The organism is Kitasatospora sp. NPDC085879, assembly GCF_040686255.1.
Lineage (GTDB): Bacteria > Actinomycetota > Actinomycetes > Streptomycetales > Streptomycetaceae > Kitasatospora.
The window spans coordinates 175,199-197,631 of sequence record NZ_JBFBJZ010000001.1; the positions used below are offsets into that span (position 1 = coordinate 175,199).

General features: G+C 74.5%; 20 protein-coding genes. 13 read left to right on the forward strand and 7 right to left on the reverse strand.

The window, feature by feature from the left end:
• Positions 1 to 40 precede the first annotated feature (40 nt).
• Genes AB0P35_RS00765 through AB0P35_RS00775 form a run of 3 tightly spaced genes read left to right on the forward strand, consistent with a single transcriptional unit; the run spans position 41 to position 4,559 of the window.
• Positions 41 to 868 (forward strand): FAD binding domain-containing protein, encoded by an 828-nt coding sequence (locus tag AB0P35_RS00765; protein ID WP_363504513.1) that lies wholly within the window; start codon positions 41 to 43, stop codon positions 866 to 868.
• Positions 865 to 3,591, forward strand: coding sequence for a molybdopterin cofactor-binding domain-containing protein (locus AB0P35_RS00770; RefSeq protein WP_363504516.1), 2,727 nt, complete (start codon positions 865 to 867; stop codon positions 3,589 to 3,591). The genes AB0P35_RS00765 and AB0P35_RS00770 overlap by 4 nt, the downstream gene beginning before the upstream one ends.
• The gene (locus AB0P35_RS00775; RefSeq protein WP_363504519.1) at positions 3,588 to 4,559 is read left to right on the forward strand and encodes an antibiotic biosynthesis monooxygenase; all 972 of its coding nucleotides are present in this window, start codon (positions 3,588 to 3,590) and stop codon (positions 4,557 to 4,559) included. Before AB0P35_RS00770 ends, AB0P35_RS00775 begins: the two co-directional genes overlap by 4 nt.
• Here the strand turns inward: AB0P35_RS00775 and AB0P35_RS00780 are convergent.
• A complete protein-coding gene (locus AB0P35_RS00780; RefSeq protein ID WP_363504522.1) occupies positions 4,531 to 4,941 on the reverse strand; it encodes an HGxxPAAW family protein in 411 nt (136 codons plus the stop codon). The two genes, AB0P35_RS00775 and AB0P35_RS00780, sit on opposite strands and share 29 nt — an antisense overlap.
• A gap of 111 nt (positions 4,942 to 5,052) precedes the next feature.
• Here AB0P35_RS00780 and AB0P35_RS00785 point away from each other — a divergent pair, with 111 nt between their 5' ends.
• The 4 genes from AB0P35_RS00785 to AB0P35_RS00800 all read left to right on the forward strand — a co-directional run bounded on the left by AB0P35_RS00785 (position 5,053) and on the right by AB0P35_RS00800 (position 8,798).
• Positions 5,053 to 5,535, forward strand: a complete 483-nt coding sequence (locus tag AB0P35_RS00785) for a MarR family transcriptional regulator (protein ID WP_179419327.1) — start codon at positions 5,053 to 5,055, stop codon at positions 5,533 to 5,535.
• Positions 5,536 to 5,644: 109 nt separating this feature from the next.
• Positions 5,645 to 7,159, forward strand: coding sequence for an MFS transporter (locus AB0P35_RS00790; RefSeq protein ID WP_363504526.1), 1,515 nt, complete (start codon positions 5,645 to 5,647; stop codon positions 7,157 to 7,159).
• Positions 7,160 to 7,224: 65 nt separating this feature from the next.
• The gene (locus AB0P35_RS00795; RefSeq protein ID WP_363504529.1) at positions 7,225 to 7,968 is read left to right on the forward strand and encodes a TetR/AcrR family transcriptional regulator; all 744 of its coding nucleotides are present in this window, start codon (positions 7,225 to 7,227) and stop codon (positions 7,966 to 7,968) included.
• 71 nt (positions 7,969 to 8,039) lie between these two features.
• Positions 8,040 to 8,798 carry a hypothetical protein gene (locus AB0P35_RS00800; RefSeq protein WP_363504532.1) on the forward strand — a complete coding sequence of 253 codons (759 nt, stop codon included), beginning with the start codon at positions 8,040 to 8,042 and terminating at the stop codon, positions 8,796 to 8,798.
• Between the two features lie 75 nt (positions 8,799 to 8,873).
• On the opposite strand, the gene AB0P35_RS00805 is transcribed toward AB0P35_RS00800, so the two are convergent.
• Positions 8,874 to 9,884, reverse strand: coding sequence for an ROK family protein (locus tag AB0P35_RS00805; protein WP_363504535.1), 1,011 nt, complete (start codon positions 9,882 to 9,884; stop codon positions 8,874 to 8,876).
• 114 nt (positions 9,885 to 9,998) lie between these two features.
• Complete coding sequence (locus AB0P35_RS00810; RefSeq protein WP_095872387.1) at positions 9,999 to 10,364, reverse strand: hypothetical protein; 366 nt, start codon at positions 10,362 to 10,364, stop codon at positions 9,999 to 10,001.
• A 96-nt stretch (positions 10,365 to 10,460) separates the two neighbouring features.
• Here AB0P35_RS00810 and grpE point away from each other — a divergent pair, with 96 nt between their 5' ends.
• Positions 10,461 to 10,907, forward strand: a complete 447-nt coding sequence (grpE, locus tag AB0P35_RS00815; RefSeq protein ID WP_363504539.1) for a nucleotide exchange factor GrpE — start codon at positions 10,461 to 10,463, stop codon at positions 10,905 to 10,907.
• Positions 10,908 to 10,917: 10 nt separating this feature from the next.
• Here the strand turns inward: grpE and AB0P35_RS00820 are convergent, their stop codons facing one another.
• The 4 genes from AB0P35_RS00820 to AB0P35_RS00835 all read right to left on the reverse strand — a co-directional run bounded on the left by AB0P35_RS00820 (position 10,918) and on the right by AB0P35_RS00835 (position 15,098).
• Positions 10,918 to 11,496 carry a hypothetical protein gene (locus tag AB0P35_RS00820; protein ID WP_363504542.1) on the reverse strand — a complete coding sequence of 193 codons (579 nt, stop codon included), beginning with the start codon at positions 11,494 to 11,496 and terminating at the stop codon, positions 10,918 to 10,920.
• 146 nt (positions 11,497 to 11,642) lie between these two features.
• Positions 11,643 to 13,091, reverse strand: a complete 1,449-nt coding sequence (locus AB0P35_RS00825; RefSeq protein WP_363504545.1) for an NAD(P)/FAD-dependent oxidoreductase — start codon at positions 13,089 to 13,091, stop codon at positions 11,643 to 11,645.
• 151 nt (positions 13,092 to 13,242) lie between these two features.
• Entirely contained in the window at positions 13,243 to 14,133 is an 891-nt protein-coding gene (locus AB0P35_RS00830) for an ABC transporter permease (protein WP_363504548.1), read from the reverse strand.
• Complete coding sequence (locus AB0P35_RS00835; RefSeq protein ID WP_363504551.1) at positions 14,130 to 15,098, reverse strand: ABC transporter ATP-binding protein; 969 nt, start codon at positions 15,096 to 15,098, stop codon at positions 14,130 to 14,132. The genes AB0P35_RS00830 and AB0P35_RS00835 overlap by 4 nt, the downstream gene beginning before the upstream one ends.
• A 265-nt stretch (positions 15,099 to 15,363) precedes the next feature.
• Between AB0P35_RS00835 and AB0P35_RS00840 the strand changes: the two genes are divergently transcribed.
• From AB0P35_RS00840 to AB0P35_RS00860, 5 genes are all read left to right on the forward strand, one after another.
• Positions 15,364 to 15,528, forward strand: a complete 165-nt coding sequence (locus AB0P35_RS00840; protein WP_179419324.1) for a hypothetical protein — start codon at positions 15,364 to 15,366, stop codon at positions 15,526 to 15,528.
• A 103-nt stretch (positions 15,529 to 15,631) separates the two neighbouring features.
• Complete coding sequence (locus AB0P35_RS00845; RefSeq protein ID WP_363504554.1) at positions 15,632 to 16,882, forward strand: cytochrome P450; 1,251 nt, start codon at positions 15,632 to 15,634, stop codon at positions 16,880 to 16,882.
• Positions 16,879 to 17,856: an acetyl-CoA carboxylase biotin carboxyl carrier protein subunit gene (locus AB0P35_RS00850; RefSeq protein WP_363504557.1), complete on the forward strand. Its 978-nt coding sequence runs from the start codon at positions 16,879 to 16,881 to the stop codon at positions 17,854 to 17,856. Before AB0P35_RS00845 ends, AB0P35_RS00850 begins: the two co-directional genes overlap by 4 nt.
• Positions 17,853 to 20,132, forward strand: coding sequence for an ATP-binding cassette domain-containing protein (locus tag AB0P35_RS00855; protein WP_363504560.1), 2,280 nt, complete (start codon positions 17,853 to 17,855; stop codon positions 20,130 to 20,132). Before AB0P35_RS00850 ends, AB0P35_RS00855 begins: the two co-directional genes overlap by 4 nt.
• Positions 20,129 to 22,432 carry an ATP-binding cassette domain-containing protein gene (locus AB0P35_RS00860; RefSeq protein ID WP_363504563.1) on the forward strand — a complete coding sequence of 768 codons (2,304 nt, stop codon included), beginning with the start codon at positions 20,129 to 20,131 and terminating at the stop codon, positions 22,430 to 22,432. Before AB0P35_RS00855 ends, AB0P35_RS00860 begins: the two co-directional genes overlap by 4 nt.
• Position 22,433: the final 1 nt, after the last annotated feature.

Below are 22,433 nucleotides of genomic sequence, written 5' to 3' on the forward strand. Positions count from 1 at the left end.
CGTCGGATTCGACGAGTTCAGTGAGCCGAGATCAATTCCCATGGACCTCAACACCATCACCGAAGTCGTGCGACGGCCAGCCGACCGTCCGGGCGCGGACTGGCGCGAGGGCGACGCCTGGCTCGCCGGCGGAACATGGCTGTACTCCGTGGAGCAGCCGCACCTCAGCCGCCTGATCGACCTGACGTCGTTACGCTGGGATCCGCTCGTCCCGAGCGACACGGGTCTCGCCATCGGCGCAACGTGCACCGTCCGTGACCTCCATGCCTTCGAGCCGCCCGGCGACTGGACCGCCGGCCCCCTCCTGGCGACGAGCTGTGAAGCGTTCCTGTCCTCGTTCAAGGTCTGGAACTCGGCGACCGTCGGCGGCAACATCTGCATGTCGCTGCCGGCCGGCCCGATGATCACGCTGACGGTCGCACTCGAGGCGACGTACGAACTGTGGGCTCCCGACGGGTCGGTGCGCACCGTCGACGCCCACGACTTCGTCACCGGCAACAACCGGAACATCCTCGGGCCGGGGGAAATCCTGCGGCGCATCGACATTCCCGCGCGCGCCCTGAGGAAACGGACCGCGCACCGCCGCTTCTCGCTGACCCGCCTCGGCCGTTCGACGGTCTTCCTCATCGGCACCCGGACGCCGGGGACGAGCGACCTGGTGCTCACCGTCACCGCCGGCACCACGCGGCCCGTGCGCCTGGCCTTCGACACCACGCCCGACGCCGACACGCTGCGGCGCAGCGTCGACGCGATCCCCGCCGGCGTCTGGTTCGCGGACCCCAACGGGACCCCCGACCACCGCCGCCACCTGACACAGCATTTCGCCGAAGAGATTCGCCGCGAACTCACAGCCGGGGGCCCGGCATGACCTACATCGTGAACGGCAGGGGCTTCGAGGAGGAACCGGCCCCCGGCCAGTGCCTTCGCACCTTCCTCCGGCAACTCGGCCACCACGGCGTCAAAAAGGGCTGTGACGCGGGTGATTGCGGCGCCTGCACGGTGTGGCTGGACGGCAGTCCGGTGCACAGCTGCATCACCCCAGCCTTCCGTGCGGAGGGCCGTGAGGTGACGACGATCGAGGGTCTCGGATCACCGGGGAACCTGCATCCGATGCAGCGCCGGTTCCGTGATGCCCCGGGTTTCCAGTGCGGTTTCTGCACCGCAGGGATGATCATGACGTCCGCCACCTTCACCGAGGCCCAGAAGGAGGACCTGCCGAGGGCGTTGAAGGGCAATCTCTGCCGCTGCACGGGCTATCGGGCGATCGAGGACGCCGTGCGGGGCGTCGCCGGCGTGGAGACGGCCGTGCCCGGAAAGGCCGTCGGGACGAGCGTCGGTGCGCCGGCGGCCAACGACGTGGTGACCGGTCGCGCCGAGTTCACGATGGACACGCACATCGACGGCATGCTGCACCTCAAGGTCCTGCACTCACCGCATGCGCACGCCCGGATCGTCTCGATCGACAAGACCGCCGCACTCGCCGTCCCCGGAGTGCAGCGGGTCTACACCTGGGAGGACGTGCCGCGCAAGCGCTTCACCACGGCGATCCACACCGACCATCTCGTCGATCCGGACGACACCTTCGTCCTCGACGACACGGTGCGCTTCGTCGGCCAACGCGTCGTCGCCGTCCTGGCCGACACGGTCGCGGCGGCGGAGGAGGGCTGCCGGAGGGTGGTCGTCGACTACGAGCCCCTGCCGGCGGTGTTCGACCCCGAGGAGGCCATGGCCGAGGGGGCGCCGCAGCTGCACGGCACGGCGGATCCCTTCGTCCGCGATCCCGTCCACAACATCCTGCTCGAGCTCCATTCGCACATCGGTGACGTCGACGCGGGGTTCGCCGAGGCCGACGTGATCCACGAGGGCACGTACTTCTCACCGCGGGTGCAGCACGCGCATCTCGAGACCCACGGATCGATCGCCTGGATGGAGGACGGCCGCCTGAACGTCCGTACCAGTTCGCAGTCGCCCTCCATCGCGAAGGTCAAACTCGCCTACCTCTTCGCCTTGCGGCCGGACCAGCTCCGGGTGTTCTGCCGACGCGTGGGCGGTGGCTTCGGCGGCAAACAGGAGGTGATCTCGGAGGATCTGGTCGCGCTCGCCACCCTGGACACCGGCCGGCCGGTCTGCTTCGAGTACACCCGCGAGGAGGAGTTCACCACCGCTTCGCCCAGGCATCCGATGACGTTGACGGTCAGGCTCGGTGCGAAGGCGGACGGAACACTCACGGCTTTCCAGGTCCGCAACGTGTCGAACACCGGCGCCTACGGCAACCACGGCGGCGAGACGCTGTTCGCGGGGGGTGCGGCCGTCATGATCTACCGCTGCCCCAACAAGAAGTACGACGCCTTCTCCGTCTACACGAACACCGTTCCGAGCGGGGCCCTGCGCGGCTACGGAATGACGCAGCCGGCGTTCGCCGTGGAGTCGGCGATGGACGAGCTGGCCCGCGCGTTGCACATCGACCCGCTCGAACTGCGGCGGCGCAACATCGTGCGCCCGGGCGATCCGCTCGTCGCCCTGCACGACGGCCCCGACGACGTGATGTTCACCGAGGACGGACTCGGGAGGTGCATCGATCTGGTGGCCGACGCCCTGGCCCGTACGGCCGACGGGCCGCCGCCCGGTCCGGGGTGGCTCGTCGGGACGGGCGTGGCGAGTTCGCTGCACGAGACCGCGCCCCCGACCGACCACGTCTCGGAGGCCTGGGTCACGCTCGGCGACGACCTCGTCTACCAGCTGGCGGTCGGGACGGTCGAGTTCGGCGAGGGCACCTCGACCGCCCATGTACAGATCGCGGCCGACCAGTTGGGCACGACACCGTCGCGGATCCGCCTGGTCCAGTCCGACACCGACCGCACGGGGTTCGACACCGGCGCCTTCGCGAGCGCCGGCCTCTTCGTGGCGGGCAACGCGGTACTGCGGGCGGCCGGCGCCGTGCGCGACCGCATCCTGGAGTTCGCCGCCGCGTACACGGGCGTCCACCTCGTCCTGTGCTCGATGGACGACGACGGTGTCGTCTGCGGCGACCGGCGGGTGTCGTTGGCCGAGCTCGTCGCACTGGCCAGGGCGCGCGGGATCCGCTTCACCGCCGCCCGCAAGGCCTACGGGTCGCCCCGGAGCGTCACCTCCAACACGCAGGGGTTCCGGATCGCCGTTCACCGGGTGACGGGCGAGATCCGGGTCCTCTACAGCGTCCAGGCGACCGATGCCGCCGTGGTGATCAACCCCGCACAGGTCCGCGGGCAGGTGGAAGGCGGTGTCGCCCAGGGAATCGGCTTCGCGCTGACCGAGAACCACCACGTCGACGCCGACGGAGTCATGGTCAACCCGAACTTCCGCAACTACCGCATCCCCACGTACGCCGACGTCCCCCGCACCGACGTGCTCCTGGTGGAGTCGTCGGACTCCTTCGGGCCCATGAGGTCCAAGGGGATGGCGGAGTGCTGCATCAACCCGGTGGCCCCGGCGCTGGCGAACGCGCTCCACGACGCCACGGGCGTCCGCCACCGCGCGCTGCCGCTGACCCCGGAACGGATCTACGGCCGGCTCGCCGAGAGCAGGTCGGCGCCGACGGGCCGAGCGTCATGAGCATCGAAGAGCGCAACGGCGCCACGGCAACGGCCATCATCGGCCAGAAGGTCCGGCCCGGACGGGACCGGGAGTACGCGACGTGGCAGCTGGACGTCAACAGTGCCGCCGCCGACTACGCCGGGTACCTCGGCGCCGAGATCTCCCCGCCGACACCCCTGCAGCCCGACTGGGTCGTCGTGTACCGGTTCGACTCGATCGCCCACCTGCAGGCGTGGATCAACAGCGCCACCCGGCAGACGATGCTCGACGTCGGCCGCGGCTATTTCGACGGTCCCGCCACCCAGCAGGTGGTCAGTGGCGGCACCAGGCCGCCGGATCCGCTGGTGACCATGGTGGTCACCCACCGCGTCCACCCCAACCACATCGACGACTTCCTCGCCTGGCAGCACCGCATGAGCCAGGAGGAGAGCACCTTCGAGGGCTACCGCGGCACCGAGCTCTTCCGCCCGATCGAGGGGCTGCAGGAGGAATGGACCACGCTCTACCGGTTCGACAACGCCGAGCACCTCGACGCCTGGCTGACGTCGGCCGAACGGCGGGAGATCCTCGCCGAGGGCAGGAAGTTCAACGAGTACAAACTGCACACGATCGACAACTCGTTCGGCAGCTGGTTCGCCTTCGACGAGAACGGCAGGGAAGCGCCGCCGCCCTCGGAGGCCAAGACCGCCCTCGCGGTCTGGGTCGGCCTCTACCCCACTGTGGTGCTGCTGACGCTCGCCCTGTCGCCGCTGCACATGCCGCTCTGGCTCGGGCTGCTCGTGGGCAACCTGCTGTCGAGCTTCATCATGACCTTCCTCACGATGCCGTACTACGTGAACCGGCTGCTCAAACGGTGGCTGCGGCCGAGGCCCGACGAGCCGGTGGCGAGGACCAACCTCGTCGGCCTCGGCGTCGTCGCCGCGGCGACCGTGTTCTGGGTCGTGGTCTTCTTCCTCGTCACGACCCAGTTCTGGACGCTGCCCTGACCTGCTGGGCGGTGGTCCGCGGCGCCTGCGCGCGCACCCGCTCCGGTGTGGGGAAGGCCCGTTCGGGAGCGGGTGTCCGGCGTCCGCGCCCGGCCAGCCGGCAGCCCAGGCAGTCCGGGTGCCCGCGCCCGGCTTCGGGGTCGCGCAGCCGCCAGTCCCGGCGTCCGTGCGGGCGCGGGCCGGTGGCCTTGCCCCAGCCCGCCAGGTGCAGCAGCCAGGTGGTGAGGGCGGCGGCGGGCAGCATCGCGAGGCCCAGCAGGAGCCCGGTCGCCGAGCCGGCCGCGAAGGCGGTGCCGGCCACCGCCGTGCCGGCGACGGCGAGCAGCGAGCCCGTCCAGCCGGCGACGGTGTGCCCCATGTCGTGGTCGCCGTGTGCGCTCATGTCTCCTCGTTTGGTGTGATGGTGCCGTCGCCGCAGGCCCGCGGGGACGACGTCTATCTCGCGACCTTTTATCTCACGAGCTAAGTAACTTAGATGCTAAGGAGACTGTCCTTGGAAGGCAAGCCGCGCCCGGCAGCGACCCCCGAACAGGCCCTGCGGGCGATGGACCGGATGATCGCCCTCGCCCACTTCGGGCAGCAGGACCTCGCGGCCCGGCTCGGCCTCAACACCACCGACCTGACCTGCATCGGCTTCCTCATCGAGGCGGAGCTGGCGGGCGACTCGCTCGCCGCCGGCGACCTCGCCGAACGGGCCAACCTCACCACCGGGGCCGTCACCGGCGTCCTCAACCGCCTGGAGAAGGCGGGCTATGCGCGCCGCGCGCCCGACCCGGACGACCGGCGCAAGGTCAGGATCGCGATGGACCCCTCGGCCCAGCAGCGGATCATGGAGGCCTACGGGCCGTTCTACGCCCGCCTCGGCGCCCTCTTCGCCGACTACGGCCCGGACGAGGTCGCGGTGCTGGCCGACTGGTTCACCCGGGCCCGGTCGCTGATGCAGGAGTCCCTGGAGGAGATCCGCGCCGGCCTGTGACCCGGCGTCCGGGCGCGCGCCGCCTCCGGGGAGAAACCGGTGGCGCTCCGCGCGGGCGCCCCTTCTACGCTGTACAGGCCTTGTACGCCGTAGAAGAGTGGAGCCGGGAATGACCGATCCCCAACGCCGCCCGGACCGATGGGTGATCCTCGCCGTCATCTGTCTGGCACAGCTCGTCGTGATCCTCGACAACACCATCCTCAACGTCGCCGTGCCCTCCCTCACCAAGGAACTCGGCGCCACCACCTCCCAGACCCAGTGGGTCATCGGCGCCTACTCGCTGGCCCAGGCCGGCCTGCTGATCGCCGCCGGCGGCCTCGCCGACCGGTACGGCCGCAAGAGGGTCCAGATGATCGGCCTCGCCCTGTTCGGCGTCGGTTCGCTCGCCGCCGCCCTCGCCTCCGACCCCGGCGAGCTGATCGCGGCCCGCGCCGGCATGGGCGTCGGCGGCAGCCTGCTGCTCGCCACCAGCCTCGCCATCGTCGTCCGCACCTTCGACGCCGACGAGCAGCCCAAGGCCATCGCCGCCTGGACGGCCGTCGCCTCGCTCGGCGTCGCCCTCGGCCCGGTCATCGGCGGCCTGCTGCTGAACCACTTCTGGTGGGGCTCCACCTTCCTGGTCAACCTGCCGGTCGCCGCACTCGGCCTGATCGCCGTCGGCCGGCTCGTGCCGGAGTCCAAGGACCCGCGCGGCGACCGCCCCGACCTGCTCGGCGCCGCACTCTCCACGGCCGGCCTCACCGGCCTGGTCTACGCCGTCATCCAGGGCCCCGGCTACGGCTGGACGGCACCCCGCACCCTGCTCGCCGGCGGCCTCGGCCTGCTCTTCCTGCTGGCCTTCGCCCTGTGGGAGCGGCGGATCGAACACCCGCTGCTCGACCTCGCGTTCTTCCGCAACGCCCGGTTCCGCGGCGCCGTCTCCGGCGGCGTCCTGGTCAGCTTCGGCATGGGCGGCTCGCTCTTCCTGCTCACCCAGCACCTGCAGTTCGTCCTCCACTACGGACCGCTCGCGGCCGGACTGCGCATCGCACCGATGGCGCTCACCGTCGTCGCGCTCAACCTCACCGGAACCGGCATACGGCTCACCGCCAGGCTCTCGCCGCCCGCCGCGATCGCCACGGGCCTCTCGCTGCTCGCCGGTGGCCTCGCCGCGATCGCCCTCCTCGGCCACGACGGCTCCTACCCGGGCATCCTGCTCGGCCTGGTGATGATGAGCGCGGGCGTCGCCTGCGCCCAACCCGCCATGGCCGGCGCGGTGATGACCTCCATCCCGCCGGAGAAGGCCGGCGTCGGCTCCGGCCTGATGGGCACCCTCGGCGAACTCGGCAACTCGCTCGGCGTCGCCGTCCTCGGCGCCGTGCTCGCCGCGAACTTCGCCGCCGCCCTGCCCGCCGGGCTGCCGGACTCCGCCGCCCGCTCACTGCCGGACGCGCTCGCCGCCGGCGGTGCCCGGGCCGCCGAGCGGATCAACGCCGCCTTCGCCGACAGCCTCACCGCCGGCCAGCTCATCGGCGCGGCCGCCGTCCTGGCCGGCGGCCTGGTCGCCGCCTGGCTGATCGGCCGGGCCGCGGCGATGCCGCCCGCCGCCCCTGCCCCGGCCGAGCCGGTGGCCCGGGCGGGCTGATCCGGCCTCTACGATCGCTGCACGGCCGCACCTTCGCGGCCGTGCGGCGAGCACGAAGGACGAGCATGGCGGAGAAGCCCCGCGACCCCGGCGTCAGCATCTGGGTGGCCCCGCCCCGGGAACGCCACCGCGGCAGCGCCCCCGCGGGCCTCAGCCGCGGGCGGATCGTCCGCGCCGCGGTCGACCTGCTCGACGCGGACGGCGTGCGGGCCCTCACCATGCGCAAACTCGCGGCCGCCCTCGACGTCACCCCGATGTCGGTCTACTGGTATGTCGACAACAAGGACGAACTCCTCGAACTCGCCCTCGACGAGGCCTTCGGCGACATGCGGATCCCACCGCTCGGCGACGGCGACGACTGGCGTGCCCACCTGCGCCTGCTCGCCCACGAGTACCGCCGCTGCCTGCACGAGCACCCCTGGGCCGCCCAACTCGCCGGACAGTTCCTGGCGCTCGGCCCCAACGCACTGTTCTTCTCCACCAGCGCGATCGGCGCGATCCGCCGCACCGGCCTCACCGGCGACCGCCTCGGCGGCGCCCTCGGCCTCGTCCTGCAGTTCGTCCACGGCTTCGCGCTCGGCGAGTCGCAGTGGCTGCAGCGGGTCAAGGCCTCCGGCCTGCCCGAGGACGAACTCAACCGGGTCGTCCGCGGCCTCGTGGAGAAGGCGGACGCCCGCTTCGCCGAGAACGCCGACCTGCTGCCGCCCACCGAGGACGGCGGGATCCGCGCCTCCCGCGACATCCAGTTCGAGACCGGCCTCGACATCGCGCTCGCCGGCATCGACGCCGCCATCGCCGCCGACCGCTGAGCGGTGGTCCGTCATCGAACGGAGATCCGGCGGTGGTCGAACCGTGCTGACGTGACGTCAGAATCACAGTCATGGGTACGGGGGGAAAGCGGAACGGGACCGGCTGCGGCTGCGCCCTCGCCGCGGCGGCGCTGATCGCACTGCCGGTGCTGCTGCTCTGGACCTGGCACCGGTCCACGGCGCCACCCGATGTGGCGGCCCTCGCCAGGTCCCGGCCGGTCGCGATGGTCGACGAGGACGTCCGCGCCGACATGGACCGGCGGCTCACCGAACTCACCTCCGCCCTGCCCGGGGCCGTCCTGATCGGTGACGCGGTCGACGACGGCTGCGGCGCCACCGCCCGGACCGGATTCGCGACGGGCTACGAGGAGCCGTCCTGCACCCGGGACGTGATCCGCTACCTCGCTCTCACCGACCCGCCGCCCGCGGCCGTGGCCACCGTGGAGGCCGCGCTCACCGCCCACGGCTGGCGCCCCGACCTGCCGACCGGCGAGACCGCCGCCCGGCCCGACCGGCACCGGTGGCGGACCGGACGGCAGCTGGACCACTTCGATCCACTGCACCTCGCCCTGACCGGCTACACCCCCGGCGCGCCCGCCGCCGAGCCCGAGCCGGCGGCCGGCACCTTCGTCCCGTGGACCGTCAGCGCCGACCGCGAGGCCCACCCGCTCCCGGCGGCCGACGCCCTCACCCGGGCCACCGCGGCCCACCGAACCCTGGTCGCCGTCCGGATCCACCACACCTACTTCCCGGTCCGCCCACCTGCCGGCGTGCCCGTCCCGCCCGATCCCGGCACCACCGCCTGCCACAGCGGCAGCCTCTGCACCTGACCACCGGACCGCCCCGGCGGCCCGCGGAGCGGCACGGCGTTGCGCGGCCCGCGCCCCCGTCAGCCGGTGCTTCCGTCAGCCGGTGGTGAGGTCGGGCGGGAGGGGGCTGGGCTCCTCGGCCAGGCGCATCGCCGCGGCGGCGGCGCCGACCAGGCCGGCGTCGGTGCCCAGCTCGGCGCGGTGCAGCCGGATGCCGTGGGTGAAGGGGAGCGCGGCGTACGAGGCCAGGTGGCGGGCGAGCGGGTCGAACAGCACCGGGCCCGACTGCGCCACCCCGCCGCCGATCACCACCGCCTCCAGCTCGACCAGGGTGGCGGTGGCCGCGATCCCGGCCGCGAGGGCCCGGGCCGCCCGGTCGTAGGCGGCGAGTGCGACCTCGTCCCCGGCCAGGGCGGCCGCGGCGACGGCGGCGGCCGTCGCGTCGCCCTCCGGCAGGCGCAGGCCCTGCTCGCGGGCGTGCCGGGCGATCGCGGTGCCGCTGGCGTACAGCTCCACGCAGCCCCGGCTGCCGCAGGGGCAGAGCGGGCCGGCCAGGTCCACGGTGATGTGGCCGATGTGGCCCGCGTTCCCGGACGGCCCGGGGTACACCGCGCCGTCCAGCACCAGACCGCCGCCGACACCGGTGGAGACCACCATGCACAGGGCGTTCCGGTAGCCGGCCGCCGCGCCCTGCCAGGCCTCGGCCTCCGCGATCGCCACGCCGTCCCCGATCAACGCCACCGGCACCCGCACGGCGGGATGCCCGGCGATTCGCTCCACCAGGGGGAAGCCGCGCCAGGCGGCGATGTTCACCGGGCTGACGGTGCCCGCCGCGGCGTCCACCGGGCCGGCGCTGCCGATGCCGAGCGCCGCCGCCTCGGGCCAGCGCGGGTGCCCGGCCAGCTCCTCCACCGCGTCCAGGACGGCGGCCAGCACCGTCCCGGCGGGCGCCGAGGCCGGGGTGGGCCGCCGGACCTGTGCCACCAGGACGCCGGCGGCGTCCACCAGCGCGGCGGCGATCTTCGTTCCGCCGATGTCGACGGCCGCGACCAGGGCCGTCCGGGCGGCTGCCGGTGCTGCCTTCTCGGTGGGAACGGTCGAGGACACGGGGGCTCCCGGGCGGTTCGGTGGGCCGCCAGACTATCCGGGCACGCCCGCCGGGACTGGCCGCCGCGCGGGACGTCGTCGCAGGTCAGCACCTGGACGGCGGCACCGTCGGGGTCAGCTCGGTGGCGTCGGGTGCGGCTCCGGGCGGACGGTGCCGGACAGCAGCGGTGCCCCGAAGCGGTCCGGCCGGTGGCTCTCGCGGTCCGGGATGCGGTGGCGCGGAGCGTCCCCGGTCGAACCGGCCAGCGGCACCAGCCGCCGGGCGACGAGGTGGCCGACCCAGTGCCGCCCGCACTGCGGACACGGCACGCCGCCGTCCGGTGTGTACGGGGAGGCCGCGCCGATGCCGTCGTGGGAGAACTGCTCCCAGTCGGCGCCGTCGTCGTCCCGGTAGTGCTGGACGTCGTAGTCCACGGACCAGTGGTGCCAGCACTGTCCACAGGTGAATTCGACCCGCTCCACGGCCAGTTCGGTGATCATCGCGCCTACCTCCCTGCCTCGGCCCTTGACAAGCCCTTTATCCAGAATTATCCCGGTTTCAGGGGCCGCGGATACCGTCCGGAGGGAGTCCGGTTCATGGCGCACTCGGCAGGCGACGGCGAGGGCCCGCACTCCGGGCCCGACGAGGACCTGCGCCGACTCAAGGCCGAGTACGACAACTACCGGCGCCGCGTCCACCGCGACCGGCTCGCCGTCCGCGAGATCGCCGTCGCCAACGTGCTCGGCCGGCTGCTCCCCGTGCTCGACGCCCTCGACCAGGCCCGCGTCGCCGGCGAGGTCGTCGACGGCTTCGGCGCCGTCGCCGACCTCCTGGAGACCGAGCTCGGTGCCCTCGGCCTGCAGTCCTTCGGAGAGCCGGGCGACCTCTTCGACCCCGTCCTGCACCTCGCCATCGGCTACACCCGCTCCGCCGTGGTCACCGGCCCCATCTGCATCGAGATCGTCCGCACCGGCTACCGCGTCGGCGACCAGCTGCTCCGCCCCGCCGAAGTGGTCGTCGCGGAACCGCCGAGCCCGGCCTGAACACCGGCGGTCACGGCAGGCCGAGCTCCCTGCGCACCGGCTGCGGGATGCTCCGGAGGACCGACTCCGGTACGTCCCCGTACTCCGGCGCCGCGAGCGTGCGCGCGGACCACGTGCCGCCGGCCCCCTCCGTGACCACACGGAACTCGACCGTCGGGTGGGGCACCCCGTTGGGAGTGAGGACGATCCAGATGCGGTCCCCGGCGTCCTCCCACCGGAAGGTCGGGCTGTCTGCGAATGTGCCGTACTCGGTTGTGTCGCGCCACACCACCACTCCGAGCGCCCCTTCGCCGGTCGACGACGACGGCGGCGTGTAGGACCTGATCACGGCGCGGCGGCGGGTGCCACCGCGATCGCTCCTCGATCCGGTCTCCTCCACCAGGAGGGCGAAGCGGTCCGTCGGGGACCTCACCCAGTACGACGGGCTCGCCTCGCTGCCCGTGTGGATCCGGTTGCTGTGGGCCGGCCCGGCCCCGGACGGCGCGGGAACGGCGGCGTGCTGCGCCCCGGGCACGCAGCCGACGAGGAGCAGCGCTGCGGCCGAGGCCGGTGCGAGGAGGGCCAGTGCGGCCCGGGTCCGTGGCTGCACGGTTCCCTCCCTGAGCGGTGGTCCGGTCGGCGGGAACGGGCCGCCGTGCCCCGGAGCGGTCGGTCCGGTCGGCCTTCTGACGGCCGGTCCGGGACAGCCTCAGGTAGCGGCGGCGGGCTCGTCAACGGCGATTCCGCAGCCCGGGCTCAGCCCCGTGCCAGGCGGTGCAGGGGATCTCCGGTGAGGCCGAAGCGCTGCTTCAGGGCGCGGCGGCCGGCGTGCAGGCCGGCCATGCCGTGGACGCCGGGGCCGGGCGGGGTGGCGGCGGAGCAGAGGTAGACGCCGTCGAGCGGCGTGGCGTACGGGTCGAGGGCGGGGACGGGGCGGAAGGCCGTCTGCCAGAGGGTCATCGCGCCGCCGCCGATGTCGCCGCCCACGTAGTTGGCGTTGTGCAGTTGCTGGTCGGCGGCGGTGGTGACCGTCCTGGCGAGCACGAGGTCGCGGAAGCCGGGGGCGAAGCGCTCGATCTGCCGTTCCACCGCGTCCCCGACGTCCACCGTCGACCCGTGCGGCACGTGGGCGTAGCTGTAGAGGGTGTGCCGGCCGGCCGGGGCCCGGCCGGGGTCGACGATGCCGGGCTGCACGGCGAGCACGTACGGGCGGGCCGGGTGGCGGCCCGCAGCCACCTCGCGTTCGACGGCGACGGTCTCCTCGCGGGTGCCGGACAGGTGCAGGGTGCCTGCCTCGGCACAGGCCGGGTCGGCCCAGGGCACCGGCCCCGCCAGCGCGAAGTCGACCTTGCTGACGGCCGAGCCGTAGCGGTAGGCGCGCAGCCGCCGGGCGTAGCGGTCGGGCAGGGCGGGCCCGGCCAGGTGGAGCAGTCCGGCGGGGGTGAGGTCGAGCAGGACGGCGCGGGCGGGCGGGAGTTCGGCGAGCGATTCGACGCGGTGGCCGGTGGTGATCCGGCCGCCGAGGCGGACCAGTTCGGCGGCCATGGCGTCGGCGATCGCCTGGCTGCCGCCGCGCGGCACCGGCCAGCCGACGGCGTGCCCGAGGGCGGCCAGCAGCACGCCGGCGCCGGCCGGGGCGAAGGCGCGCGGCGGGGCGACGGCGTGCGCGGCGACGCCCGCGAGCATGGCCCGGGCGGCCGGCTCGCGCAGCCGCGCCCCCCAGGCCGGGGTGCCGAACTCGGCGATCCGCAGGCCCAGCCGAAGGGCCGTCAGCGGCTCGGCGGGGAGCCGGCGCTGGTCGGAGAGTGCGGCGTCGACGGTGCCCTGCCAACGGTCGACCAGCGGGCCGAACAGCGCCCGCCAGGCCCGGCCGTCGCGGCCGAGCCGCTCGGCGGTGCGGTCCAGGTCGCGGTAGGCGATCCCGGCCGGGGCGCCGTCCAGCGGCTGTGCGTACGCGGCCGGGGGCTGCAGCAGCTCGACCCGTTCGGCGAGGCCGAAGGCCCGGAAGAACGGCGAGGCCAGGGCCATCGGGTGGGCGACCGAGCAGAGGTCGTGCCGGAAGCCGGGGAGGGTGGTCTCGGCGGTCCGCAGGCCGCCGCCGACGGTCTCCGCAGCCTCGTACACGACGGTCTCCAGGCCGGCGGCGGCGAGCAGCAGGGCGGCGGCGAGTCCGTTCGGCCCGGCGCCGACCACCACGGCGTCCACTCGGCCGGCTCCGCCCGGTGTGCTGCCGGAAGTCCGCCCTGCCACCGTGCCCACGCTCCCCGTTCCGTGCCTGCCGACGATCCGTCCGTCCGCACTCTCGCACATCCGGGCGGCGGCCCCGCGCACCCCTGCCGGGCGGGGTGCGCGCCGGTCAGCCGCGTCGGGGCTCCCAGCGGAACAGCCGCCGGCCGAGCACCGTGGCGGCGGCGACCCAGGCGGCGATCACCAGCAGGGAGGGGGCGGCGTGTGCCCAGCCGTGCAGCAGGTCGAGCCGCTCCAGCGGGGCGCCGCCCCAGGTCTCGTGGCCGAAGCCGCGGCCGAACCAGGCCGTCCGCAGGCCCTCCACCACGGGGGCGAGCGGCAGGACGTGCGCGGCGGGTCGCAGCCACTCGGGCAGCGAGGCGAGCGGGGCGACCACACCGCTGCCGAACATGCAGAGCAGCAGCACCGGGGTGGCCACCATCGGCGCCGCCTCCGCGCTCGGTGTCACACCGGACAGCGCCACGGCCAGCACCGCGAACAGCAGGTAGCCGCCGGCCAGGACGAGCAGCAGGAGCAGCGGATCGGCGGGCAGCGCGGTGCCGAACCAGCCCACCGAGACCGCGCCAAGCACCACGACCTGCAGCAGCACCACCGCGCCGCCCGCGCCGATCTGGCCGGCGAAGATCGCCGTCGCCGGGACCTCGGTGCCGCGCAGCCGCTTGAGGACCAGGTCGTCGCGGCGGGCGACCAGGCCGTTCAGCAGGTTGATGAACGAGGTCACCAGGGCCAGGCCGATGAAGCCGACGGTGGTGTAGCCGGCCGCGCTCACCCCGGCGATCTCCTTGCCGCGCAGGGGCGCGGCGACCACCAGGTTCAGCAGCACCGGCAGCAGGAAGCCGATGAAGGTGGAGCGCCGGTTGCGCCAGAACACCCGCCAGGAGAGCAGGAACTGGCCGCGGGCGTAGCCGAGCCAGCCGCGCGGTGCGGCCGTGCGGGTGCCCGGAGCCGTTGCGGCGGCCCGGCCGGCGGCGAGGGTGCCCGTGGTGTCGGTGGTGGTCATCGTGCAGCCGTCCCTTCGTGTGCCGCGTCCTTGCCGCGGCCGTCGTGCGCCAGTTCCAGGAAGACGTCCTCCAGGGAGGCGGACCGCACCTCGATGCCGTCCAGCTCCACCGACCACTCGGCGGCCCAGGTGTGAAGGGCGGCCAGCGCCGGGGCGGTGCGGGTCGCGGTGTACGTTGCGACGCCGTCCGAGACGGTTGCCGACTCGCCGAGCACCTGCGGGAGTTGGCCCTCGCTGACACCGGACGGCAGCGGGAAGGTGATCCGGGTGCCGTGCCCGGCGAGCACCTCGTCCACCGTGCCGACCGCGGCCAGCCGGCCGCGGTCCATGATGGCCACCCGGTCGGCCAACTGCTGGGCCTCCTCCAGGTAGTGGGTGGTCAGCAGGACGGTGGTACCGGCCGCCTGGAGCTCCCTGACGATCCGCCAGGTGGTGCGGCGGGCCTCCGGGTCCATGCCGGTGGTGGGCTCGTCAAGGAAGAGCAGGTCGGGGCCGTTCAGCACGGCCAGCGCGAGGTCGAGGCGGCGCCGTTCGCCGCCGGACAGCTGGGCGACCCGGATGTCCGCCCGCTCGGTGAGACCGACCTGGCCGAGCACCTCGGCGGTCGGCCGCGGCCCGGTGAGGAAGGACCGCCAGGAGTCGACCGTCTCCCGGACGGTCAACTCCTTGAAGAAGCCGCCCTCCTGGAGCATCACGCCGGTCCGGCGGCGTACCTCGGGCCCCTGCGCGTACGGGTCCAGGCCGAACACCAGCACCGTGCCGGAGCTCGGCGGGCCGTAGCCCTCCAACACCTCCAGGGTGGTCGTCTTGCCGGCGCCGTTGGTGCCGAGCAGGGCGAAGAGCTCGCCGCGGGCCACGGTGAAGGAAACACCGCGCACCGCCTCGTAGTCGCCGTAGCGGCGGTGCAGGTCCCGCACTTCCACGGCTGCTGTCCCGGGAATTCCGGAGCTGATGGTGGATGTCATGGAATACAGCGTGAGGGGTGCCGGGTTCCCAACGCAAGAGCCATTGTTTGCGCAGGTCAGAGGCCATTCAAAATGTCATGTGCGAGAGTGTGTCATTTTCCACGGATGAATTCCTGACATCCCTTACTGTCGTACGCCTGTGCCCCGGGTGCATATTTTTCTCGTCGCCGGGAGCGAGTCGGAGAAAAGGCCGGCGAGCGAACGGCGGAGAACGGCGACCGGGCCCCGGCCGGGGAACGGCGCCGCCCAGCGGAGGGAGACCACCATGGCCGAGAACGAGATCACCGAGAACGAGCAGTTCGACATCGAGGTCGAGGAGCTCGACACCGTCAACGGTGGCATCAGCGTCAGCTCGCTGGCCTGCGCCGCCTGCCCGGTCTCCAGCTTCAGCTCCGTGTCCAACTCGGTCGCCGAGACCGCCGCGGAGTAACGGGTTCCGTGCCGCGGTGGGCCCGCCTGGCGGGTTCCACCGCGGCACCCCTGTTTCCGCCCCAACTCAGAACCACCACCGACCCAGTTGAGGAGAGCCGGGCATGGACAGCCTCCGGCACGAGCTGACGCGGTTCATCCAACAGCCCGCCGCGCAGCAGGACCCACCCGCGCTCTACCGCCGACTGCTCGCCGAGGCCCCGGTGCTCGACCTCGGCCGGGTGCACGTCGTCTCCGGCTACGAGGAGATCGTCACCGTCCTCATGCACCCTGGCACCGCCGTCGACCCCGCCTCCGTCGGCCTGCCCCGGGCCGGCGCCACCGCGCTCTCCCGGGTGGTCGACCGGATGCTGCCGATGCGCGACGGCGCCGACCACACCCGCCTCAAGCGGCTCGCCACCACCGCCTTCAGCGCCCGCCGGCTGGAGCAGATGCGCGGCCGGATCGAGTCCACCGCCGAGCGGCTGCTCGAACCCCTGCTCGCTGCAGGCTCGTTCGACGTCGTCGCCGACCTCGCCGTGCCGCTGCCGGTGGCCGTCTCCTGTGCCATCCTCGACATCCCCGACAGCGAGCAGGACCGCGTCACCGGCTGGGCCCGCCTGGTCGCCCGCTCCCTGCTCGACGACTTCAACGGCACCGAGGGCACCGTCCGCATCGCCGAACTCGACACCGAATTCGACCAGTTCCGCGCCTATGTGGAGGAGCTCCGCGCCGCGCGGGCGGCCGAACCCGGCGACGACCTGATCAGCCGGCTCACCGTCGCCCGCGCCGAGGGCCGACTCGACGACCAGGACCTGCTGGCCTTCGTCGTCATGCTGCTCGCCAACGGCCTGGAGACACTCACCTCCGGCCTGGCCGTCGCCGTCTGGCAGTTGCTCCACACGCCGGGCCTCGCCGAACGCCTGCGCGCCCGACCCGCCGACGCGGTCGCCGTCTTCGACGAGGCCCAGCGCCTCGGCAGCCCCGTCCGCGCCAGCGCCCGCGCCCTCACCCGCGACGTCCAGGTCGGCGGCACCGTCATCCCCGCCGGCCGGGTCGCCCTGCTGCTGTACGCCGCCGCCAACCGCGACCCGCGGCGCTTCGCCGACCCCGACCGCTTCGACCCGGACCGGGCCGAACTGCGCCACCTGGCCTTCGGCCACGGTCCGCACCACTGCCTCGGCGCACCGCTCTCCCTGATGGCCGGCGCCGCCGTCCTGCGCGGCCTCGCCGCGGCCCACGAGAGCCGCGAGCTCGGCACCCCGCTGACGGCGGAAACCGCCCCCTGGAGCACCCAGTTCGTCTTCGGCGGCCTGCGCGCGCTCCCGCTGCACTGCCCGCCCCGGCCGGTCCTGACGGGGGTGGGGCAGGCATGAGCGGAACCGTCACCGGAAAACGCAACCGCCGCGGCCGCGGAACCACCGCACCGACCACGGCACCGGACACCGCGGCCGCGCGCACCCCGGACGCGGACGCAGCCGCAGCCCCGGACACGACCGTGCCGCCGACTGCGGCCCGGACGGGGCCCGCGCCGACCGCGGACGCCGCCGAGGCCGGTTCCGGTGTGCCGCACCGCAGTGCGGCGACCGCTGCCGCCGCCGGCCGGGCCGCGGCCGTGCTCGAACCCGGCCTGGACCAGCCCGTCAGGCTCGTCGGTGCGCGGTTGTCGGCCGCCGCCGGGGCGTTGCTGCTCGCGGTGGGTGCCGGGACGGCCTGGGCCGCCTTCGGCACCCTGCCGCACACCCTGCCGGTGAACGCGGTCGTGGCCCACGGCGCGGCTCCCGCGACTACCCGGGCCGACCAGCCCGGTACCCTCGCCCGGCTGCTGGTGAGCCCCGGTGAGCGGGTGGCGACCGGCCAGGCCGTCGCCGAACTGCGCGGCACCGACGGCCGCCGGAGCGAGCTCCGCGCGACCCGGGCCGGCACGGTCACCGCCCTGCTCGCCGCCCCCGGCGCCGAACTCGCCACAGGTGCGCCCGTCCTCACCCTCGATCCGATTGAACTCCCGCTCACCGTCCGGCTGTTCGCGACCGACCCGGCACAGGCCCGGGAGCTTCGGCCGGGGCGGACCGTGCTGGTCCCGGTTCCCGGGGCCGGAGCCGTCCGGGCGGTGATCACCGCCGTCGACCCGCTGCCCGCCCGGGCCGACTCGCTGGACGGCACGCTGCCCGTCCCGCTCCCGGGCCTGCCCGCCGATTCGGCCCCGGTCTGGACGGCGTACGCCGAACTCCCGGCCGCCGCGCAGCGGTCGGCAGCGGGCCTGCCCGGCCCGCTGCCCGTCACCGCCGAGGTCGACCTCGGTGCCCGCCACCCCTACCAGGCGGTGCTCGGCAAGGGGGGCGCGCGATGAGCCTCGACGTCCGGGAGACCCCGGCCGGCGCCGACAGCACGACCAGGGCCCCGAAGAACTCCGGGGCCGGACCGTCGCGGAGGAAGCCCGGGCAGCGCCGGTATCTCCGCACCCCGGTCGTCCCGCAGATGGAGGAGCAGGACTGCGGCGCGGCCTGCCTGGCCGTGGTGCTCGGAGCCTTCGGGCGGCGGGTCACCCTGCAGGAGGCGTCGCGGGCCTGCGGGGTCAGCCGGGACGGGGTGAGCGCCGCCGCGGTGGCCCGCGCCGCCGGCCGGTACGGGCTCACGGCCCGCGGCCGCCGGGTGGTCCGTGCGGAAGAGCGCCTGCTCGGCCTGGACAAGGTGCCGGTGCCGTCGATGGTGCTGGTCACCGGCCCGCACTTCGCCGTCTTCGAGGGCGTCCGGCGCGGCCGGGTGCACATCAACGACCCCTCCCTGGGCTCCTATTCGGCCTCGCCGGCGGAGTTCTGGGAATCCTTCGCGGGGATCGCCGTCGGCTTCGAGCCGGGCCCGGACTTCGAGCGCGGCGGCCGCCGCTTTCCGCTGCTGCGCGCCCTGGCCGGCCGGATGCGCCCGTTCGCCGGTCCGCTGCTGCTCGCCGTGCTGCTGGCGGTGCTGCTCGCGGTGCCCGGCGTCGCGGCGGCCTTCCTGCTGCGCGCCTACCTCACCTCGGTGACCCTGGCCGGCACCGCCTCCTGGGCACTGCCGCTCACCCTGACGGCGGCTGCCGTCGCCGCGACCGTGCTGCTCGGCACCTGGCTGCAGCAGAGCCTGGTCAACCGGGTGCTGGAGGCGATGGCGGCACGCGGCGCCTCCGGCTTCCTGTGGCGGATGCTGCGGCTGCCAGGCTCGTTCTTCCACCGCCGGCAGCTCGGCGGCCTGGTGACCCGGGTGCAGATGAACGACGGCCTGGCCGCCCTGCTCTCGTACCGGGCCGCGGGCGCCGCCGCCTCCGCCGCGGCGGCCGCCGTCCACCTGGGCGCGCTGGCCTGGCTGGAGCCCCGGCTGGCCGCGGTGCCCGTCGCGGTGGCCGTGCTGGACGTGCTCGCGCTGCGGGTCGCCGACCGGCGGCGCGGCGGCCTGGCGCACCGGCTGCACGCCGAGCAGTACAAGCGCGACGGCGTGGCCTTCGCCGGAGTGTCGGCGATCGAGACGGTGAAGGCCGAGGGCGCGGAGGACTCCTTCTTCCGCTCCTGGGCGGGCTGGCAGGCCCGGGCGATGGAGACCGGCCAGAAGGTCACCGCCGCGGTGATCGTGCCGCTCTCGCTGCCGGGCGCGCTCAACTCGGCGGCCACCGCGACCGTGGTGGTGGCCGGCACCTCGCTGCTGCTCGGCGGCTCGCTCTCCCTCGGCACCCTGGTGGCCTTCCTGCTGCTGCTCAACGGCTTCCTCCTGCCGGTCGGCCAACTGGTCGGAACAGGATCGGAGTTCACCATCGCCCGGGCGCAGAACGCGCTGCTGGAGGACGTGGAGACCACCGAGCCCGACCCCTTCCTCACCCCCGTCCTCGACGCCCCGGCCGAACCCGTCCGACTGACCGGCGAGTTGGAGCTCCAGGACGTGTCCTTCGGCTACGACCCCAACCGCCCGCCCGCGATCTCCGGCATCTCGCTGCGGATCCGACCGGGGGAGTGGGTGGCCGTGGTCGGCACCAGCGGCAGCGGCAAGTCCACCGTGGCCCGGCTCGCCGCCGGGGTGCTGCGCCCCTGGGGCGGCCGGGTGCTGCTCGACGGACGCCCCAGGGATGACTGGCACCGCGCCGTCGTGACCGCCCAGGTGGCCTATGTGGAGCAGCAGTTGCGGCTCTTCGAGGGCACCGTCCGGGAGAACCTCACCCTCTGGGACCCGGCCCTCCCCGAGGACGCCCTGCACCGGGCACTGGAGGACGCCGAGGCCGCCGACCTGGTCCGCAGGCGCGGTGGCCCGGACGGCGCCCGGATCGAGGAGGACGCCCGCAACCTCTCCGGCGGCGAGCGCCAGCGCCTCGAACTCGCCCGCGCGCTGGCCCTGGAGCCGGCCCTGCTGGTGCTGGACGAGGCCACCTCGGCGCTCGACGCGCACACCGAGGCCGCCGTCAACGCGCACCTGCGCCGCCGCGGCACCAGCTGCCTGGTGCTGGCCCACCGGCTGAGCACCGTGCAGGCCGCCGACCGGGTGGTGGTGCTCGCCGGCGGCCGCATCGTCCAGCAGGGCACCCCGGCCGAACTCGCCGCCGTACCGGGCCCGTACCGCACGCTGCTCGCCGACCGGGCGACCGGCACCCAGGAGGGGGCATGACCGTCACCACGACCGCCGCCCGCGCCACCACCCGCACGGCGGCCGACACGCCCGCGACCGGCCCGGCCACCACGCCCGCGACCGGCCCGGCCACCACGCCCGCGACCGGCCCGGCCGCCACCGCCGCCGCCAACCGGGCCGCGCTGACCGCGGCCCTGGGCGAACTGCACGCCGCGGGCTCCTGCGGCGCCTTGGGCCCGCCCGCCGCGGCCGACCCGGCCGGGCAGGCCCGCGCCGTGCTGGCCGCGCTCGGCCTCGACCGCGCCGGTGGAACCCCGGCCCCGGACGGCGGCCTGCCCGCCGCCGTCCGGACGGCCCGTGACCCGCTGGCCGCGCTGCTGCGGTCGGCCGGGGTGCGGTCCCGCCCGATCACCCTGCCGGCCGGCGCGGACGGGCACGGCGACCCCGCCGGGCTGGCCGGGCCGGTGGTCGGCTTCGCCGCGGACGACGGGCGCCCGATCGCCCTGGTGCCGCGCCCGGCCGGCGGCCACCGGCCATACGACCCGGCGGTCGGCCGGCCCGCCGGCCGCAAGGACCGGGTGACGCTGCAGCGGCGGGCCCTGCTGCTCTACCCGCCGCTGCCGCCCGGCGAGTTGGGCCCGGCCGGACTGGCCCGGTTCGTGCTGGCCGTGCCGGGGGCCCGCCGGGACCTCGCCCGGCTCACCGCGGCCGGACTGGCCGCCGCCCTGCTCGGCCTGCTGGTGCCGCTCAGCACCGGTGTGCTGCTGCCGCAGCTGCTGGCGGCCGACCGGCACCCCGTCCGCTGGCTGGCCCTGCTGCTGGGGTCGGCGGTGGCGGCGTCCTGGCTGCTGGTGCTCGTCCGCAACACGGCGGCCGTGCGGCTGACCGGGCGGGTGCAGTCCGCGTTGGAACCGGCCGTCTGGGACCGGCTGCTGGGCCACGACGCCCGGTTCTTCCGCGACTTCACCACCGGAGACCTGGTGCACCGGGCGAACGCGGTCGCCCAGGCCCGCCAGGCGATGTCCGAGGTGCTGGTCGGCGCGGTGCTCGGCGCGGTGTTCGCCACCTCGGGCCTGACCGTGCTGCTGCTGGTCGACCCGTGGCTCGGCGGGCTGCTGCTGCTCGCCGTGCTGGCGGTCACCGGGCTGCTGCTGGCCCTCGGCCGCCGCCGGCAACGGTACGAGAGCGAGGTGTTCGCCCTGCACGGCCGGCTGCAGGGCGTGCTCTACGGGCTACTGCTCGGCATCGACAAGATCCAGACCGCGGGCCGGGAGATCCAGGCCTTCGCCCGCTGGGCGGTGCCCTTCGCCGCCCAGAAGCGGGCCGACGCCGCCGCCCAGCGGACCGACGCCGCGGCCGGCGCGGTCACCGCCGCCCTGCAACCGCTGCTGCTGGCGGTGCTGTTGGCGGGCGCGACGGCCGCCGGGGACACCCCGTCGGGCCACCTGATGGCCGCCGGTGTCGCGGCCGGCCAGGTCGCCATGGCGCTCGGCCAGGTCACCCACGCCGCGGCCGGCGCATACGGCATCGCCCCGGTACTGGACCGGCTCCGGCCGATCCTCGCCGAGAGCGGGCCGCGCGAACGGGCGGAGGCGCTCGCCGACCCCGGCCCGCTGCGCGGCGAAGTCGCCCTGGAGAACGTGGTGTTCCGCTACCCGGGCACCGCCGCCCCCGCCCTGGACGGCGTCTCGCTGCACGCCGCGCCCGGGGAACTGGTCGCCGTGGTCGGCCCGTCCGGCGCCGGCAAGTCCACCCTCGTCCGGCTGCTGCTCGGCTTCGAACGGCCGGAGTCCGGGACGGTCCGCTACGACGGCCGCGACCTCGCGACCCTCGACGCCCGGCTGGTCCGCCGCCGGCTCGGCGCCGTCCTCCAGCACGGCCGGATGCTGCGCGGCTCGCTGCTGGAGAACCTCGCCGGCACCGACAGCGAGGTCACCGAGGACCAGGTCTGGGCCGCCGCCGAACTCGCCGGCATCGCCGACGACCTGCGGCGCCTGCCGCTCGGCCTGGGCACCCGGATCGGCGAGGACGCCCAGGGCTTCTCCGGCGGCCAGGTCCAGCGGCTGCTGCTGGCCCGGGCCCTCGTCCGCCGGCCCGCCGTCCTGCTGCTGGACGAGGCCACCTCCGCCCTCGACAACGCCACCCAGCGCAAGGTCGCCGAGGCCGTCGCCGGCCTCGACACCACCCGCGTGGTCATCGCCCACCGGCTCAGCACCGTCCGCACCGCCGACCGCATCCACGTGCTCTCCGGCGGGCGGGTCACCGCCACCGGCACGTACGACGAACTGCTCGGCACCGACCCGCTGTTCACCCGACTCGCCCGACTCCAGGAGATGTGAG

Coding starts and splice junctions, on each gene's coding strand:
- AB0P35_RS00765 (WP_363504513.1), top strand. CDS start 41: ATGGACCTCAACACCATCACCGAAGTCGTGCGACGGCCAGCCGACCGT.
- AB0P35_RS00770 (WP_363504516.1), top strand. CDS start 865: ATGACCTACATCGTGAACGGCAGGGGCTTCGAGGAGGAACCGGCCCCC.
- AB0P35_RS00775 (WP_363504519.1), top strand. CDS start 3,588: ATGAGCATCGAAGAGCGCAACGGCGCCACGGCAACGGCCATCATCGGC.
- AB0P35_RS00780 (WP_363504522.1), bottom strand. CDS start 4,941: ATGAGCGCACACGGCGACCACGACATGGGGCACACCGTCGCCGGCTGG.
- AB0P35_RS00790 (WP_363504526.1), top strand. CDS start 5,645: ATGACCGATCCCCAACGCCGCCCGGACCGATGGGTGATCCTCGCCGTC.
- AB0P35_RS00795 (WP_363504529.1), top strand. CDS start 7,225: ATGGCGGAGAAGCCCCGCGACCCCGGCGTCAGCATCTGGGTGGCCCCG.
- AB0P35_RS00800 (WP_363504532.1), top strand. CDS start 8,040: ATGGGTACGGGGGGAAAGCGGAACGGGACCGGCTGCGGCTGCGCCCTC.
- AB0P35_RS00810 (WP_095872387.1), bottom strand. CDS start 10,364: ATGATCACCGAACTGGCCGTGGAGCGGGTCGAATTCACCTGTGGACAG.
- grpE (WP_363504539.1), top strand. CDS start 10,461: ATGGCGCACTCGGCAGGCGACGGCGAGGGCCCGCACTCCGGGCCCGAC.
- AB0P35_RS00830 (WP_363504548.1), bottom strand. CDS start 14,133: ATGACCACCACCGACACCACGGGCACCCTCGCCGCCGGCCGGGCCGCC.
- AB0P35_RS00835 (WP_363504551.1), bottom strand. CDS start 15,098: ATGACATCCACCATCAGCTCCGGAATTCCCGGGACAGCAGCCGTGGAA.
- AB0P35_RS00840 (WP_179419324.1), top strand. CDS start 15,364: ATGGCCGAGAACGAGATCACCGAGAACGAGCAGTTCGACATCGAGGTC.
- AB0P35_RS00845 (WP_363504554.1), top strand. CDS start 15,632: ATGGACAGCCTCCGGCACGAGCTGACGCGGTTCATCCAACAGCCCGCC.
- AB0P35_RS00850 (WP_363504557.1), top strand. CDS start 16,879: ATGAGCGGAACCGTCACCGGAAAACGCAACCGCCGCGGCCGCGGAACC.
- AB0P35_RS00855 (WP_363504560.1), top strand. CDS start 17,853: ATGAGCCTCGACGTCCGGGAGACCCCGGCCGGCGCCGACAGCACGACC.
- AB0P35_RS00860 (WP_363504563.1), top strand. CDS start 20,129: ATGACCGTCACCACGACCGCCGCCCGCGCCACCACCCGCACGGCGGCC.